This window comes from Chryseobacterium sp. SORGH_AS_0447 (genome assembly GCF_030818695.1).
In the GTDB taxonomy this organism is placed as follows: Bacteria; Bacteroidota; Bacteroidia; order Flavobacteriales; family Weeksellaceae; genus Chryseobacterium.
Genome location: NZ_JAUTAR010000001.1, coordinates 3,443,452 through 3,458,448 on the forward strand (window position 1 = coordinate 3,443,452; position 14,997 = coordinate 3,458,448).

Below are 14,997 nucleotides of genomic sequence, written 5' to 3' on the forward strand. Positions count from 1 at the left end.
ATTACAAAAATTACTCTGCCAATGTTTCATCGAGAATTCTTTTAAAAAACAATTTTTACATCTTCTTTATAATTCTGCAATGTGGTATTGATATTTGCTGACCAGCCATCAATAAAAATTTTACCTTTTCTCAAAATAGCAGAGAACTCATCTTTATTTACTTTTTCCGAATTAATTATATAGTGATTATCTCCGGTTTTATAAATACAATCTTTCTTTATACACTCTACCTGATAAGTCGGGTCATCTATTCCTACCGAAAAAATCATGTTGTAGATACGGGAGAGTGAATCATCATCCTGTTCAAATTTAATGGAAACCTGCTCATTTTCCAGAATCAGTTTTGGAGCATCAATACTATCAAAGGTTTTAAAACCGACATCAGGAATTTGTTTTTCAACGCCTTGAAACAATCCGTCCTTAGAGTTCTCTTCTGCAATCTGTGTTGCAATTTTGTCACCGCCCCTTTTTAGACGCTCTACAGTAATTGAGGAAATAACAGGGGGTAGATTATTTTCCACACAAAACTGATAAGCCGGTTTTTCTTTGCTTATCGGTTCATCGATCTGACAAAGGATAAACTTTCTGTTTCCACCATCTTCAGCATTGAGTTGCATGACGGCATGGCCTGTAGTTCCGGAACCGGCGAAGAAGTCGAGGATTGTAAAATATTTATCATTAACTGATTTTATTATGTTTGAAATTAACTTTACAGGTTTGCTATATTCAAAATAATTCTCGTTAAACAATCTTTTCATTTCATTATCACTATCTTGGTTATCTCCCCAATCAAGTAATAAATCTGTTATTGATTTCTTTTTTTTCTTTTCATTATTATTTATATCTCGTCTTAATCCTTTATTTACAGTTATAAAGAGTAATCCCTCTTTTATATATTCATCAATTTTTTCTTGTGAAACAGAAAATTGGGCCTTAACTTTGATATCTTTTATAGTTTTACCATCTTTAAATTCAATATCATCCATATATTCAATTTTCATTGTCTTGATTATATAAACTCCTTTTGAAATAACTCCATTATCACCCAATTTAACAATAACGCCTTTTGAAAATATTCTTTCAGAATACGGATTTGTAAGATTTATAATTTTTTTAGTTGAGTCGGAAATTCTTTCGATAGACAACTTTTCTAAATTATTAAAGTTTTTAGAATAAACTAAAATATATTCCATAACTTTTGCTGTATGTTTAGCTAAAAATGAAGGCTGCTTTTTTCTTTTCCATTTTAAACATTCTATAAAATTCTCCTCCCCAAAAACCTCATCACAAAGCAGTTTCAGATTTGCCTGTTCATTATCATCAATACTTATAAAAATAACGCCGTCTTTGCTTAGTAAGTCTCTTGCCAGTAAAAGCCTTGGATACATAAAACTCAGCCAGCCGTTGTGTGACTTTTTGTTTTTAAAAGAAAATTCCATCCGCTCAAGCTCAATTTCACTGATATTTGCCAGACCTAGCACTTCGGCTTCTTCTCTGTCGAATTTATCAGGATATATAAAATTATCGTTGGCGGTATTATATGGCGGATCAATATAAATACATTTTATTTTATCCGTATAATAATGCTTTAAAATTTTGAGGCTGTCCAGATTATCGCCTTTTAAAACCATATTTTTTGTGGCCTCAAAGTTTTTGGAAAGTTCTTTATTAATCTTGACTTCTTTTTCTGTAGGTTGAGCATACTTAGCTCTTGCCACATTTCTCCCGACAAAATTCAATCCGTAGCCATTTACTTTTTCATCAACCAGTAAATTCAGAATTGCTTTTAATTCGTTTAGATTTAACTCATTGTCAGAAATTACACCTGGATAATTTTCTTTTAAGAAAGCAAGCAGTTTACTATCACTATTTTCAGTTTCCAGTAGCTGAAATCCTGATTTTATAAAATCGTCTTTTTGGTTCATTAGTTTAATTTTTATTATTTTAAGTAACAAAATTGTCATCCTGAACCAACGTAACTGCTGATATTCTTTTCAGAATGACAAGCATACGTTATATTTGATTTTTAATTAATGATGAAAGCTGCGTGGTATTGAGACGTTCCTTAAAAAGGATCTTAATGTTTTTATCTTTATAATGATCATTAAGAGCCAGGAAGTACTGTTTAGCAAAGCTTATTTTTGCTTTTTCACTTTCAGAAACCGTTGTCATGGTATCGTAGCCTTTGCTTTCTACCACCAGAAAAATCTTATTTCCTTCCGTACTTTTTATCGCATAACAAAAATCCGGATTATATTTTCCGAGCGGCGTATTAATTTCAAGCTTAGGTAATTTTCCGAAAATCTCAATACTTTCGATATTGGGATCCTGTTCTATGATATTAATTTCGAATTCGCTGTCAAATTCAATAACCTCCTCAAAAACCCACTTCTCCCTCAGGAAAAAGTCTTTTTCAATCTGTTTTTGAAACTTCCCAATACTTCCTTTATCAAAATACGTCCTTCCATTTTCGGTTTTAAAAACATTTGGCAAGATCTTCCCACTGATTCCTTCATATTTAATATTGGCTTTCAGCATGGATATCAAATTTTTACGGATGATTTCATTCATTTCTTTCTGAGCCTGCGCAGGATTATTATGAAGCATTTTCCGTTTAAAATCCGGGCTTAAAGCATTGAATATTTTTACTACAAAAGAAATTGGTGTTTTGGTATTGTTGGATAAAGTGCGGACCAATTCGAGATAGTTGATTTTGCTTTGGTAAGAAACAGTATCGGTAACGGTTTCGCTTATAGCATCTGTCTGATTAAGCTTTTCAATACTTAATTCAGTACGTCTTGTTTCAAGGACTATCCCGTAAATGGTTAATCTTTCAATTTCGTTTTTAATATTCTCAACCAATTGGTTTTCGGCTTCTTCACTCAAAGCATCAAGAACATAATCTGCATTTTTACTGATGCTATTCCAAAGATTCTTAAAATCCTGCAAATATCTGGCTTTAATGAAAACTTTCTTCTTTTCTTTTTTATATTCTCCTTTACTGACGAACTCTTTTGCATCAAAGGCAAAAAGATTTTCCAGAATACGTATCTGTTCTTTGGGTAACTCTTGAGACTTCAGAATGGACGAATATTCGGGTGACTTTTCGTATATTTTTTGTCCGTCTACAATTGCTTTCCGAACAATCATTTTCTGTTCCTTCAAAACATCATCTACCAAAGCAACAACCCTATCATCATCCAATCCTGATTTTTCTTTGATGATCTTAATCAATTCCACTTCTGTAAACTGCTGCTCGGAAATGAAAAACGAATTGCTCAGAATCTCATTCTGAATTGCTTCTACAAATCCCTGCTCTTTATTGGAGACTACAACATCAAGGTTATTGACCTGCCAAAATTCTTCCTGGTTGTCTTCCAGTTTCTTAATGGTATTTCTTTTCAAATCCTGATCTACACATATCCTTAAACCACGTCCGATCTGCTGCAGCCTGGAAATCTCACTTCCCTGATTGGAAAGCTTGCAAATCGTAAAAACATTCGGATTATCCCAGCCTTCCTGCAGTGCCCAGATGGAAAAAATAAAACGGGTCGGGCTATCAAACGAAAGCAGTTTCTTTTTGTCTCTTAGAATTTCGTCAACACCCGATTTTATCTTGGCATCCGAATTTCCTTTATCACCTGAAAAATAACCTTTATGAACCTGTAAATTTCCATCTTCGTCAAAATCCCTGGATAAAAAATCCTTGTATGGATCACCATCTGTCAATCTCTTATAAATTTGCTTGTATCGGCTCAAGTATTCTTCCTCAAACATGGTTTTGATTTTTGGATGATTTCCACGGAATAAAGAGACATCGCTTTTTATAAAAAACAGTGTTAAAGATTTGATACCTTTTTTAAATAATATCTCCTCCTTCTCGAAATGGATTTTGATAGTTTCCCCAATCATGGCTCTCAAAGATTCATCCGATAGCGAATAATCCACTTTTTCTACCGTATCATTCGCTAAAACAATGCTGTCTTTATTTATTCTCCTAATGATTTTTCCGTTGAAAATTCCGCCGATTCCCAAAGTTCTCTTCGCAAAAATTCCGTTTATCAGCGTATTCACGATTGCTTTCCTGTTTTCGATCCCCAATAAAGTATCCGTATTTTCTACCACGTCCTGCGTATACACTACGATTTTCTTTACCAGATTCTGACGGAAAGAGGAAATACTGTCTAAAACATAAGCCACGTTGGAAAGAGGAAGGCTTTCTTTCTTTTTAGGAAATGTGGCGCCAAAACGCAAGCAATAATTACCGAAACCTTCAAAGTATTTTTTAAAAGCATCCCCCTCAAAACGGTGCGGTTCATCCATAATTACAATAGGATGTAATCGTTTCAGGCATTCCAGATAAGATGTTGGAGGCTCCTGATTTTCTTCGAAAAGGCTGGGGGCATATATTTCACTTTCCAAAGGGCGATTGAGAATATTTTCCCTACTGTTGAATGAACTGGGAGTCATGATCAGAGCAGACAAATGAGAAGTCCCGATAAAGCGTTTTACTGCAGAAATATTTCCTCCTTCATACACGAAAGTTTCGATCTCTTTCTCACGTTCATTGGCATAATGGGCTTTGAAGTATTCTCTGGTGTCTTCCAGATTGGTTTTAGTTCCTTCCCTGATAGGAACAGTGGGAATCAGAATAATAAACTTCTTATAACCGAAGTTCCTGTTAAGTTCAAATATAGTTTTGATGAAAGTGAAGGTTTTACCGGTACCGGTTTCCATCATCACATCTATATTTCTGTTATCCCGTATAGGAAAGGGATAATTTTGTTTTTTATGATGAGATTTCATTACATTTTCTAAAGATTGGTTTTGATTCAAATCTTCAAAAATGCTGATTATATTGGCAATACAATCTTCCTGGTACGATTGTATTTCATATTGGAATTGTGTTTTCATAGCTGTTCTTTGTAAAAACAGCGAAGGCGAATCTCCCAGTACTTTCATCAGAGGTCCTTGCAAAACCTATAGAACAAAGAAAAGAGAACGCCTACGCTATACCGTAGGCATTTCTACTTTATTTCCCTGTTCTATTTAGAAAAAATTGCAAGATTTCTGATGTGGGAATTACAAAGTGAAATACTAATATTTTATTTGGTTACTGATTATTAATTTTTATTAAATAAATTTTTATAACCCAAATATAGCAACTAAAATTGAATTCTTATACCTTTGCCCCATGGAATTAGAATCAATTTATCAAAAACTGCAGATTCAGGACATGAATCAGATGCAGAAATCTACTTATAAAACGACGGAAAATAATCAGGATGTCGTGCTGCTTTCTCCCACAGGTTCAGGGAAAACGCTGGCATTTCTATTTCCTGTTCTCAGAAATCTGAAGAAGAATACGCCCGGAATTCAGACTTTGATCTTAATTCCTTCAAGAGAATTGGGATTACAGATCGAGCAGGTTTTCAAATCGATGGGAACCGATTTTAAAGTTTCGGTCTGCTACGGCGGTCACAATAAAAAGATTGAAGTGAATAATTTGATTCAGGCTCCGGCAGTTTTAATCGGAACTCCCGGAAGAATTGTCTACCATATAAGAAATAATAATTTCGATCCTTCAACGATTAAGACATTGGTATTGGATGAATTCGACAAGGCGCTCGAACTGGGTTTTCATAAAGATATGGAATTTATTTCCCATTCTTTAAAAAATGTTTCACAGAGAATCCTGACTTCCGCAACAGCAATGGATGAAATTCCTGAGTTTACAGGTCTGAAAAATGAAAAAGTGGTTGATTTTTTAAAGTTGGCCGAAGCAAGACCTGATATTCAGTTAAAAAAAGTAATGACGATTTCCGAAGAAAAATTAGATACGCTGTTTAATCTGATCTGTAAGATCGGCAACAAAAGAACATTGATTTTTTGTAATCACAGAGAAGCGGTTGACCGTATTTCTGAACTTCTGCGTGAAAAAGGAATCGACAGAGAAACTTTCCACGGCGGAATGGAGCAGGACGAAAGAGAACGTGCTTTGCTGAAATTTAAAAATGATTCGTCAAGGATTTTAATTACCACCGATCTGGCCTCAAGAGGACTGGACGTTCCTGAGGTTGAATCGATTGTACATTATCAATTGCCGTATAAGGAAGATGCTTTTATTCATCGGAACGGCCGTACTGCGAGGATGAATGCCAAAGGTTTTGCCTATCTGATCATGACTGCGGAAGAAAATTTCCCTTTCATTAAAAATGATACGCCGGAGGAAACTGTTGCAGGATTTACGAAAGTTCCGGAAAAACCGTATTTCCAGACCGTTTACATCAGTGCCGGGAAAAAAGACAAGGTGAATAAGGTGGATATTGTAGGCTATTTAATGAAAAAAGGTGAACTTCAAAAAGAAGAACTTGGTTTGATCGAAGTAAAAGATACCACTTCCTATGTTGCTGTTTCCAGGATTAAAGTCAATGCCCTGTTGAAAAAGCTTGCCAACGAAAAGCTGAAAGGCAAAAAAGTGAAAATGGAAGTAGCTTACTAATAACTTCATATACAGATACTGTGCATGTATTCCGAAAGAGATACATCTATAAAATAAACAAAGAAGCAGGCTCGTGAGCCTGCTTCTTTGTTTATTTTTACGGACAAGGTAAATTCCATTTTCTTAGTGGGTACCTTTCACTTTTGTCGGTAAGATATAGACAGATTTACTTGCCGTAATAAACAATACATCATTGTCTTTTCCTCCGAAAGTTACATTACCCGTCCAATCCTCGTCAATAGGAATATGATGGATCTTCTTCCCTTCCTTATTGAAAACGTGAACACCTTCACCCGTAAGATATACGTTTCCGTGCTTGTCTATCGTCATACCGTCCGATCCCATTTCGCAGAACAGCTTTTTTTCCGACAGTTTTCCTTCTCCTAAAATTTCATAAACATAGGTTTTCCCGGCATCGATATCGGAAACATACAGCTTGTTGAATTTATGGCTTCCGATAATTCCGTTGGGTTGGGTAAAAGTTTCGATTTTGGTTACATTTCCTTCTTTGCTTCTGTAATAAAGGCTCTTATGAGGGGTTTCGTGTTTGAAATCTACCCAGTAATCCCTTTCATACAAAGGATCGGTAAAATACATTCCCCCGAATTTATCATTCCAAACATCATTCGGGCCGTTCAGCCTTTTGCCTTCGAAATGGGTAAGCATCACTTCCACTTTTTTATCTTTGGAAATTTTCCAGATTTCTCCTTTATGATCGGAGCAGGTAATCAGGTTGCCATCCTTATCGAAGTGTGTTCCGTTGGCCCTTCCCGTCTTATCCATGAACTCAATAACCTTATTGATTTTCCAGTCCCAATAATAAATTTTATCATTCGGCTGATCGGTAAAATAGACATTCCCTTCTTTATCCGAAGCAGGCCCTTCCGTAAACTTAAACTGGTCCGAAATTTTTTCCGGCTTTTTATCCTCATAAAACATATTACTTGTATTTACTGATTTGCAGTTCAGTAATACTAAAACCAAACCAATAGAGCCGGCTTTCAAGACATTTTTCATACCACGTTATTTTTAAAGGGTACAATTTACGACATGCCGGAAGAGATTCAAAGTTTATTTTCTCTGTTTGATCAATTAAAATAGCCAAGCATCAATGTCCGAATTGTCCTATTTCAGAAGTAGATCCTATTAGTACCAGGTTTATTTAATTCAGAGCTTTGCAGAGAAAAAAATTATAGAAATATTTTCAGCTTTAAAATAGTAAAATGAGAATTTATTTATCTCCATGTAAGCTCTCATAAAAATTTCCAAATACATTCTAAGACGATGAATATACCATCCAGCAATTTTCAGGCTCCGGAAACTCCATATGAAGATTTCAGAAATTCGGTAGGAACCATGGAAAAAACGGGGGAACGAAAATGGGTCTATCCCCGAAAGCCTAAAGGAAAATACACCAATTACAGAAATTACGTCAGCTACTTCCTGCTTGCCTTATTTTTCGGACTTCCTTTTGTGAAGATCAACGGCAATCCTTTTTTACTGTTTAATGTTATTGACCGGAAATTTTTCATTTTCGGACAGCCTTTTTATCTGCAGGACTTTTTCATTTTGGCTTTGGGAGCTGTTACTTCAGTTATTTTTGTCATGCTTTTTACCGTGGTTTTTGGAAGAATTTTCTGCGGTTGGCTGTGTCCGCAAACCATCTTTATGGAAAGTGTCTTCAGAAAAATAGAATACCTGATCGAAGGTGACCGCAATAAGCAGATGAAGCTGGACCGTCAGGAATGGAACTCAGAAAAAATCCGAAAGAGAGTCATCAAATGGTCAGTATTCGCCCTTATGTCAGTGATCATTACCAATTTCATGTTCATGTACATCGTCGGCTATGAAGAGGTTTTTACAATAATTATGGAAGGACTGGCCGACCATTCTTTGAAATTTTTAGGAATGATCGGTTTTGCAGCGACGTTTTACTTTGTGTTTGCCTGGCTCCGTGAACAGGTTTGCACACTGGTATGTCCCTATGGAAGGCTTCAGGGGGTTTTGATCGACAAGCAGACCATCAATGTCTATTATGATTTCAAAAGAGGCGAAGGACGTTCGAAATGGAGAAATAATGAAGACCGTAAGGCGCTGAGTAAAGGCGATTGCATCGATTGCCAGCAATGTGTGGTGGTTTGTCCTACAGGAATCGACATCAGGAACGGCCAGCAGCTGGAATGTGTCAACTGCACGGCCTGTATCGACGCCTGCGATGAGGTGATGGAAAAAGTCGGTCTTCCGAAAGGATTGATCCGCTATGCCACAGAAGCTGAGATTGAAAACCGGGAACCCTTCAGATTTACTCCAAGAATGAAGGCGACAACCGTTATTTTAACTCTGCTGATCGGATTTTTGGGGTTTCTGATGTATGACCGGGGTTCAATGGAAGCTAAATTTATTAAACCTGCAGGATCGACATTTTTCATAAAAGACGGAAAAATAACGAATACTTTCATATACACCCTTTTAAACAAATCCAACGAACAGAAAACATTGACTATAAAAGTAATTGCGCCCCAAAATGCAGAAATTGATTTCTTCGGCCCAGACAAAATTATTCTGAAAGGCAATCAGATCCTGAGAGGCAACATCAATATTACGTTTCCTGAAAAAGAAATCAAGTTTTCAAAACAGAATATGACGATCAGGGTTTTTGATGAAAAAGGAAATATGACGGATTCATTCGATACTATTTTTGAAGGGCCTTTCCAGCTATCCTTTTAAAGTTAGGATTTATACATTTTAATAAATTGCGTCGGCGTCATTCCGGAAGTTTTCCGGAATACCCTTACAAAATAGGAATATTCTTCGTAGCCTAACCTGAAAGCAATGTCCACCAGGCTTTCATCCAGATACATCAGCATTCTTTTGGCTTCCAGAACTACCCTTTCCGTAATAATTTCGGTAGCGGTTTTCTGAACGACGGTCTGGGTAATCCGGTTGAGATGCTTGGGAGAAATATTCAGCAGCGCAGCGTAAAAAGCAATCGACTTCTCTTTTGTGAAATGCGCTTCCACCAGCCTTTCAAATTCCTGGTAATGTTTAAAATAAGAAAGACTTGCTGATGCTGCAGAATGATTGGAATCCCTGGAAAATAACCTTGCCGACTGAATAAAAATCTGCGACATCAGAGAAAGCATCATTCCATCTTTCATGATCTCCTGAGATTGATATTCCTTTTGCAGGGCGGTCATCAAGGCAACGGAATTGTTTAGTTCAGAAATATCCAACTGTAATTTTCTGGGAAAATTAACGGATCCGAAAAACGGGAAATTCCTTAATTTCTGATTGACATAATGCATTTCATAAAAGTCCTGCGAACAAAAGAAAATATAGCCTTCAATATCATCCGAAAGTTCCCAGCTGTGAACCTGCCCAGGAGACATGAAAAACAGGCTTCCTGCCGAAACTTCATAGGTATGAAAATCGATCTCATGCACTCCGCTTCCCCCGGTAAAAAGAATGGTGGCATAAAAGTCGTGGCGGTGCGCTTTTTCGATATGCCGATGGCTTGTGGCCAGATGATTCTGCATCGTATTGAAATAAAAATCCGAAGTATTTTTATCCTGCTGAAAAAGATCGATATGAAGGACAGAAATAGAATTCATCAGCCTTTATTTTAAATCAAAATTAATGAAAACAAAACTATTTCTACAGGAATTAAAAATGACTTTCATCTGGGACGAACAAAGTAAAACCGACTTTTAGCCTTTGTATTTTTGATGAAATTTAAAAAATATTTATCTTTGAAAATTACGATTCCAGAAATGAAGATAAACTTACCCGATAAACTGTATTATTCCATAGGAGAAGTCGCAAAAGCTTTTGATGTAAACACTTCACTGATACGGTATTGGGAACAGGAATTTCCGATCATCAAGCCAAAAAAGAATAAAAAAGGCAACCGGTACTTCACTCCTGAAGACATCAAAAATCTCCAAATCATCTACCATCTCGTAAAAGAAAAAGGCTACACCCTCGATGGTGCCAAGATTGCGTTAACGACCAACAGCAAAATCTCCGAGACCATTACCCTGATCGATAGGCTGGAATTTGTAAAGGCTGAATTGCTGAAACTGAAGGAATCACTGACGGAGAAAGATGAAGAATAGTTAAAATAATTCACTTCTATTCGAATTTAAATTTATTTTTTAAAGCTGAAATAAAAACTTCTATCATAAAATAATCCAATTGCAACTTCCTCATTGCGAATGCTTAATAAAATAATTAAGTTTACAATGATGAAAAAAAGCTATTACCAAAAGTTGGCTGGCATGGGAATATTGCTGGCTATTTTATTTACCTTTCAGGAGTATACCAGTAAGGAAAAAGAAGATTTTTCTGATGTTAAATTCATAACAAAATCTGCCGTTCCCCTGCACCTTACTGAATTTGATCCGAATGATCTTGATCAGAAGCAATGGCAGCATTTAGGATTTACCGAAAAGCAGGTTGCCACCATCCTCAATTACAAAAAAGTCGTCGGCGGAAAGTTCGTCTCGAAAGAACAGCTGAAAAAATGCTTCGCCATTTCCGAAGATCGGTTTTCAACGATTAAGAATTACATTCTTTTACCTGAAACCAGCAGAGAAGCAAAATCCGGGAATTTCAACCAGATTGAAAAGAAGGCGATTACCATTTCCGGAAGTTTCAATCCCGATGCTTATACTGCTGAAGACTGGCAAAAGATGGGCTTCTCTGAAAAACAGGCACAAGCCATTTTGAAATACAAAAGTTACCTGGGCGGAAGCTTTACCAGCAAAGAAAAGTTCAGGGAATGTTTCATCATCAGCGAAGAAAATTTTAAAAAGATCAGTCCTTACCTGCTTCTGCCGGAAAAAACACCGGCTAACTTTAATCAGTATGCTAAAAATACAAAACCGGAAAAAAGCAGAATTAAATATTATGCTTTCGATCCGAATACAATGGACCTGGAAGGCTGGAAATCTTTGGGCTTTTCCGACAGGCAGGCACAAACCATTATCAATTACCGCGACCGGAATTTAAAAGGTAGTTTTAAAAGTCTGGAAGAGATACAGCGGTGTTTTGTTATTTCCCCGGAAAAGTTTGTGGAAATGAAACCGTTCATTCGACTAAATACAACGTTTGCCAAAACTTCAAACCAGAACCAGGAACTGAATCAGCAGGAAAAAACGGACTTTTCAAACGTAGATCTTAATTCAATTACTTTCAGACAGCTTATCGAATTCGGGTTTGATGAAAGGGCGGCCGGATCAATGATCGGTTTCCGGAAAAAATTAGGTGGTTTTGTGAACAAAGAACAAATCCTGACCACTTATAATATTGACAAAGAACTTACACAAAAATTGCTTTCCACCGCGCCTCTGAATACGTCAAACGTACAGAAATATACACTGCTCGATGCTCCTGAAGAATGGTTGAAGAGCCATCCTTATTTTAAATATTCTGCCGACAAGATTATCTTTTACCGACTGAGTGAAAAGGATGAACGGAAAATCTGGAAATTATTGAAGGTAAAGCCGGAGTATGAAGCCCGGATGAGATGGTATCTAAAATGATACAACATAAATATATGGAGATGCCCCGATAGCGGAGCATCTCAATTTTATTTTAATCGAAGGTCTTGCTGGAGCCTTCTACAAGTTTCTGTAAGGTGGAAAGCTCTTCCTCTGTGAGGTTCCTCCATTTTCCAATAGGAAGATCGAGTTTTACATTCAGCACCCTTATTCTTTTCAGTTTTTTTACTTCATAGCCGAGGTATTCGCACATTCTGCGGATCTGGCGGTTTAAACCTTGCGTCAATACGATTCTGAAGTTCATTTCATCGATTTTCTCTACTTCACATTTTTTGGTGACGGTATCTAATATCGGCACTCCGTTCCGCATTTTGTCCAGGAATTTCGGTGTAATGGGCTTGTCTACCCTTACGATATATTCTTTTCCATGGTTATTCCGTGATCTAAGGATTTTATTCACAATATCACCGTCACTGGTTAGGAGAATCAGTCCCTCGCTTGGCTTATCCAGCCTTCCGATCGGGAAAATTCTTTTAGGGTGGTTGATGTAATCGATGATGTTATTCTGTTCACGTTTCGTATCCGTTGTACAGACGATTCCCACCGGTTTATTAAAAGCAATATACACATGATCTTCTTCCGGCTCGCGGATCGGCTTTCCGTCGACTTCAATTACATCCTCATCGGAAACCTTGGTTCCCATTTCCGGAATCGTACCGTTGATCGTTATTCTCCCCTCTTCCAACAGCTTGTCTGCCGCTCTTCTGGAACAATAGCCGACTTCCGATAAATATTTATTAATCCTTGTTTTTTCCATTAATCTTCTCCGTAACCGGTATAATTTTTATTGCTGAAAACAGTAATTCCATAGCTTAAGCCGATAAAGAAAGGATTGGAATATCCCGTCTTATGAGATTCAAGAACAATCCCTCCTTCCTGGCTCAGTCTTTTTGAATACGATACCTGCATCCCGATCCTGCCACCCCAAAGTTCGGAATCAGAAACTACGCTGTGATTAAGCTGCTTTCCGTAATTCAGTTCAATAAAAAACGGATGGTCGCCGGGACTGAAAATAAACTTCGGCTGAATCATCAGATAGACAAGGTGGTAGTTGTTTTCTATAAAACTATATCGGAACCCGCTTCCGAGGGCAAAGTTAGGTAAAAAATGGTAACCTCCGATTGCGGTAATTCCGTAGGTTAGTTTACGGGTAGCCTCCGGCTGGATATACTGTGTATTATTGGGAATTTGTCTCTCCTTAGCCACCTTAAGGCCTATGTGTAGAGACGGATTAAAATAAAATCCCATTGTGGGTTTTGAAGCAGCAATTTCTTGGGAAAAAGCAGAGGAGAATGATGCTAAAGCACATAATAAAAGCAGATTTTTTTTCATGGTATATTAAATTTGAAATCATTGTCTAAGAAATCAGATGTAGCATTTTCAATGGTGTACTCGCCAATTTTTGTTCTCCTCAATTGGGTAAGATAAGCACCAACTCCTAACTCCTGTCCGATATCATGCGCCAAACTCCGGATATACGTCCCTTTGGAACAGCCTACTGTAAAGCTTACCAATGGAAAATTAATCTTAACATCCTCAATATAGAGAATGGTTGTTTTCCGGGATTTCATTTCCACCTCCGTACCTGCTCTTGCCAAGTCATACGCTCTTTTCCCATCGATTTTGATCGCCGAAAATACAGGTGGGGTCTGATCGATTTCACCAATAAATTTTTCTAAAGCGGCTTTAATATGCTCTTCGGTAATATGGGAAATATCCTGATGAAGAATTTCCGGCTTTTCCGTATCGTAAGATTCAGTCTGTACACCGATTTTTATCTCCGTCCAATACTCTTTCGGAGCATCCTGAATCTCAGGAATTTTTTTGGTGAATTTCCCGCAGCATACGATCAGAAGACCGGTTGCCCGGGGATCCAAGGTTCCGGCATGGCCGATCTTGAATTTTTTAGGAAGGTTAAACTCTCTTTTGAGCTTGTATTTCATTTTATTGACCGCCTGAAAAGACGTCCAGTCCAAAGGTTTGTCGAGTAGGAAAATATGTCCTGATTGTAAGTCTTCAGCTATCATTTATATATGAGTAATGAGTGATAGGTAATGAGTAATCGAAATTTATTTAAAGAAATAAAAATAAATCAGCAAAGCTACCCCTACAAAAATTCGGTACCATCCCCAGGGTTTAAACCCGTATTTATTTAAAAAACCGATAAAGGCTTTGATTGCAATAAGTGCTACAATAAACGCAGCTATATTTCCGACAATGAAAACGGTAATATGTTCCTGAGATTCCATGATCATTTCGTAACCTTTCTGCGGATTCGGGGTTTCTTTACCCCATGTTTTTACAAATACGGAATACACTGTTACAGCAAGCATCGTAGGCACAGCCAGGAAGAATGAAAACTCCGCCGCTGCTTTTCTTGTCAGGCCCTGCGTCATTCCGCCGATAATGGAGGCCGCACTCCGGCTGGTTCCCGGCATCATCGCAAGACACTGCCAGAACCCGATGGTGACTGCCTTTTTTATGGTAATTCCTTTTTCGTCATCTATTTTTGGATTTTTAAACCATTGGTCGGCGAACAGCAAAACAACTCCGCCCAGCACCAGTACCGAAGAAATGGCGATCTGATTTCCTAAAACCGCTTCAATTTTGTCGTCAAACAAATATCCCAGCACCAACGCCGGAATAACTGCAAAAGCGAGTTTAAAATAAAACTGCAGGTTGTTCAGATCAAAAAATTTCTTCCAGTAAGCAACCACTACCGATAGGATCGCTCCAAACTGAATGGAAACCTGAAACATTTTTAAGAATTCGGTTTCTTCCAGACCCATTAAATTGGCGGTAAAACCCATATGGGCCGTTGAAGAGATCGGAAGATATTCCGTTAGGCCTTCTACAATAGCAATGATGATTGCTTTGATTAAATCCATAATATATTTAAAATTAAAAGATTAAGAAATTAAGAGATCCAGACCC

Annotated in this window: 12 protein-coding genes; 4 read left to right on the forward strand and 8 right to left on the reverse strand. The window is 37.3% G+C overall.

Annotation, left to right across the window (positions count from 1 at the left end; translation table 11 throughout):
• Window positions 1-41: 41 nt before the first annotated feature.
• Window positions 42-1,925: a site-specific DNA-methyltransferase gene (locus QE422_RS15710; RefSeq protein WP_307460411.1), complete on the reverse strand. Its 1,884-nt coding sequence runs from the start codon at window positions 1,923-1,925 to the stop codon at window positions 42-44.
• Window positions 1,926-2,013: 88 nt separating this feature from the next.
• Window positions 2,014-4,914, reverse strand: a complete 2,901-nt coding sequence (locus QE422_RS15715) for a DEAD/DEAH box helicase family protein (protein ID WP_307460415.1) — start codon at window positions 4,912-4,914, stop codon at window positions 2,014-2,016.
• A gap of 280 nt (window positions 4,915-5,194) precedes the next feature.
• On the opposite strand from QE422_RS15715, the gene QE422_RS15720 reads away from it, so the two are divergent.
• Window positions 5,195-6,502 carry a DEAD/DEAH box helicase gene (locus tag QE422_RS15720; RefSeq protein WP_307460418.1) on the forward strand — a complete coding sequence of 436 codons (1,308 nt, stop codon included), beginning with the start codon at window positions 5,195-5,197 and terminating at the stop codon, window positions 6,500-6,502.
• 123 nt (window positions 6,503-6,625) lie between these two features.
• On the opposite strand, the gene QE422_RS15725 is transcribed toward QE422_RS15720, so the two are convergent.
• A complete protein-coding gene (locus QE422_RS15725) occupies window positions 6,626-7,519 on the reverse strand; it encodes an SMP-30/gluconolactonase/LRE family protein (protein WP_307460420.1) in 894 nt (297 codons plus the stop codon).
• 267 nt (window positions 7,520-7,786) lie between these two features.
• On the opposite strand from QE422_RS15725, the gene ccoG reads away from it, so the two are divergent.
• Window positions 7,787-9,229: a cytochrome c oxidase accessory protein CcoG gene (ccoG, locus tag QE422_RS15730; protein ID WP_307460423.1), complete on the forward strand. Its 1,443-nt coding sequence runs from the start codon at window positions 7,787-7,789 to the stop codon at window positions 9,227-9,229.
• 2 nt (window positions 9,230-9,231) lie between these two features.
• Here ccoG and QE422_RS15735 read toward each other — a convergent pair whose 3' ends face one another.
• On the reverse strand, window positions 9,232-10,113 hold the full coding sequence (locus QE422_RS15735) for a helix-turn-helix transcriptional regulator (RefSeq protein WP_307460426.1): 882 nt from the start codon (window positions 10,111-10,113) through the stop codon (window positions 9,232-9,234).
• Between the two features lie 159 nt (window positions 10,114-10,272).
• Here QE422_RS15735 and QE422_RS15740 point away from each other — a divergent pair, with 159 nt between their 5' ends.
• Entirely contained in the window at window positions 10,273-10,617 is a 345-nt protein-coding gene (locus QE422_RS15740; RefSeq protein ID WP_307460428.1) for a MerR family transcriptional regulator, read from the forward strand.
• 126 nt (window positions 10,618-10,743) lie between these two features.
• Window positions 10,744-12,045, forward strand: a complete 1,302-nt coding sequence (locus QE422_RS15745; RefSeq protein ID WP_307460430.1) for a helix-hairpin-helix domain-containing protein — start codon at window positions 10,744-10,746, stop codon at window positions 12,043-12,045.
• Window positions 12,046-12,097: 52 nt separating this feature from the next.
• Here QE422_RS15745 and rluF read toward each other — a convergent pair whose 3' ends face one another.
• Genes rluF through QE422_RS15765 form a run of 4 tightly spaced genes read right to left on the reverse strand, consistent with a single transcriptional unit; the run spans window position 12,098 to window position 14,951 of the window.
• A complete protein-coding gene (gene rluF / locus QE422_RS15750) occupies window positions 12,098-12,820 on the reverse strand; it encodes a 23S rRNA pseudouridine(2604) synthase RluF (RefSeq protein ID WP_307460433.1) in 723 nt (240 codons plus the stop codon).
• Window positions 12,820-13,395 (reverse strand): hypothetical protein, encoded by a 576-nt coding sequence (locus QE422_RS15755; RefSeq protein ID WP_307460436.1) that lies wholly within the window; start codon window positions 13,393-13,395, stop codon window positions 12,820-12,822. Before QE422_RS15755 ends, rluF begins: the two co-directional genes overlap by 1 nt.
• Window positions 13,392-14,090, reverse strand: a complete 699-nt coding sequence (truB, locus tag QE422_RS15760) for a tRNA pseudouridine(55) synthase TruB (protein WP_307460439.1) — start codon at window positions 14,088-14,090, stop codon at window positions 13,392-13,394. The genes QE422_RS15755 and truB overlap by 4 nt, the downstream gene beginning before the upstream one ends.
• A gap of 42 nt (window positions 14,091-14,132) precedes the next feature.
• Window positions 14,133-14,951, reverse strand: coding sequence for an undecaprenyl-diphosphate phosphatase (locus QE422_RS15765; RefSeq protein ID WP_307460441.1), 819 nt, complete (start codon window positions 14,949-14,951; stop codon window positions 14,133-14,135).
• Between the last annotated feature and the right edge of the window lie 46 nt (window positions 14,952-14,997).

Coding starts and splice junctions, on each gene's coding strand:
- QE422_RS15710 (WP_307460411.1), bottom strand. CDS start 1,925: ATGAACCAAAAAGACGATTTTATAAAATCAGGATTTCAGCTACTGGAA.
- QE422_RS15715 (WP_307460415.1), bottom strand. CDS start 4,914: ATGAAAACACAATTCCAATATGAAATACAATCGTACCAGGAAGATTGT.
- QE422_RS15720 (WP_307460418.1), top strand. CDS start 5,195: ATGGAATTAGAATCAATTTATCAAAAACTGCAGATTCAGGACATGAAT.
- QE422_RS15725 (WP_307460420.1), bottom strand. CDS start 7,519: ATGAAAAATGTCTTGAAAGCCGGCTCTATTGGTTTGGTTTTAGTATTA.
- ccoG (WP_307460423.1), top strand. CDS start 7,787: ATGAATATACCATCCAGCAATTTTCAGGCTCCGGAAACTCCATATGAA.
- QE422_RS15735 (WP_307460426.1), bottom strand. CDS start 10,113: ATGAATTCTATTTCTGTCCTTCATATCGATCTTTTTCAGCAGGATAAA.
- QE422_RS15740 (WP_307460428.1), top strand. CDS start 10,273: ATGAAGATAAACTTACCCGATAAACTGTATTATTCCATAGGAGAAGTC.
- QE422_RS15745 (WP_307460430.1), top strand. CDS start 10,744: ATGATGAAAAAAAGCTATTACCAAAAGTTGGCTGGCATGGGAATATTG.
- rluF (WP_307460433.1), bottom strand. CDS start 12,820: ATGGAAAAAACAAGGATTAATAAATATTTATCGGAAGTCGGCTATTGT.
- QE422_RS15755 (WP_307460436.1), bottom strand. CDS start 13,395: ATGAAAAAAAATCTGCTTTTATTATGTGCTTTAGCATCATTCTCCTCT.
- truB (WP_307460439.1), bottom strand. CDS start 14,090: ATGATAGCTGAAGACTTACAATCAGGACATATTTTCCTACTCGACAAA.
- QE422_RS15765 (WP_307460441.1), bottom strand. CDS start 14,951: ATGGATTTAATCAAAGCAATCATCATTGCTATTGTAGAAGGCCTAACG.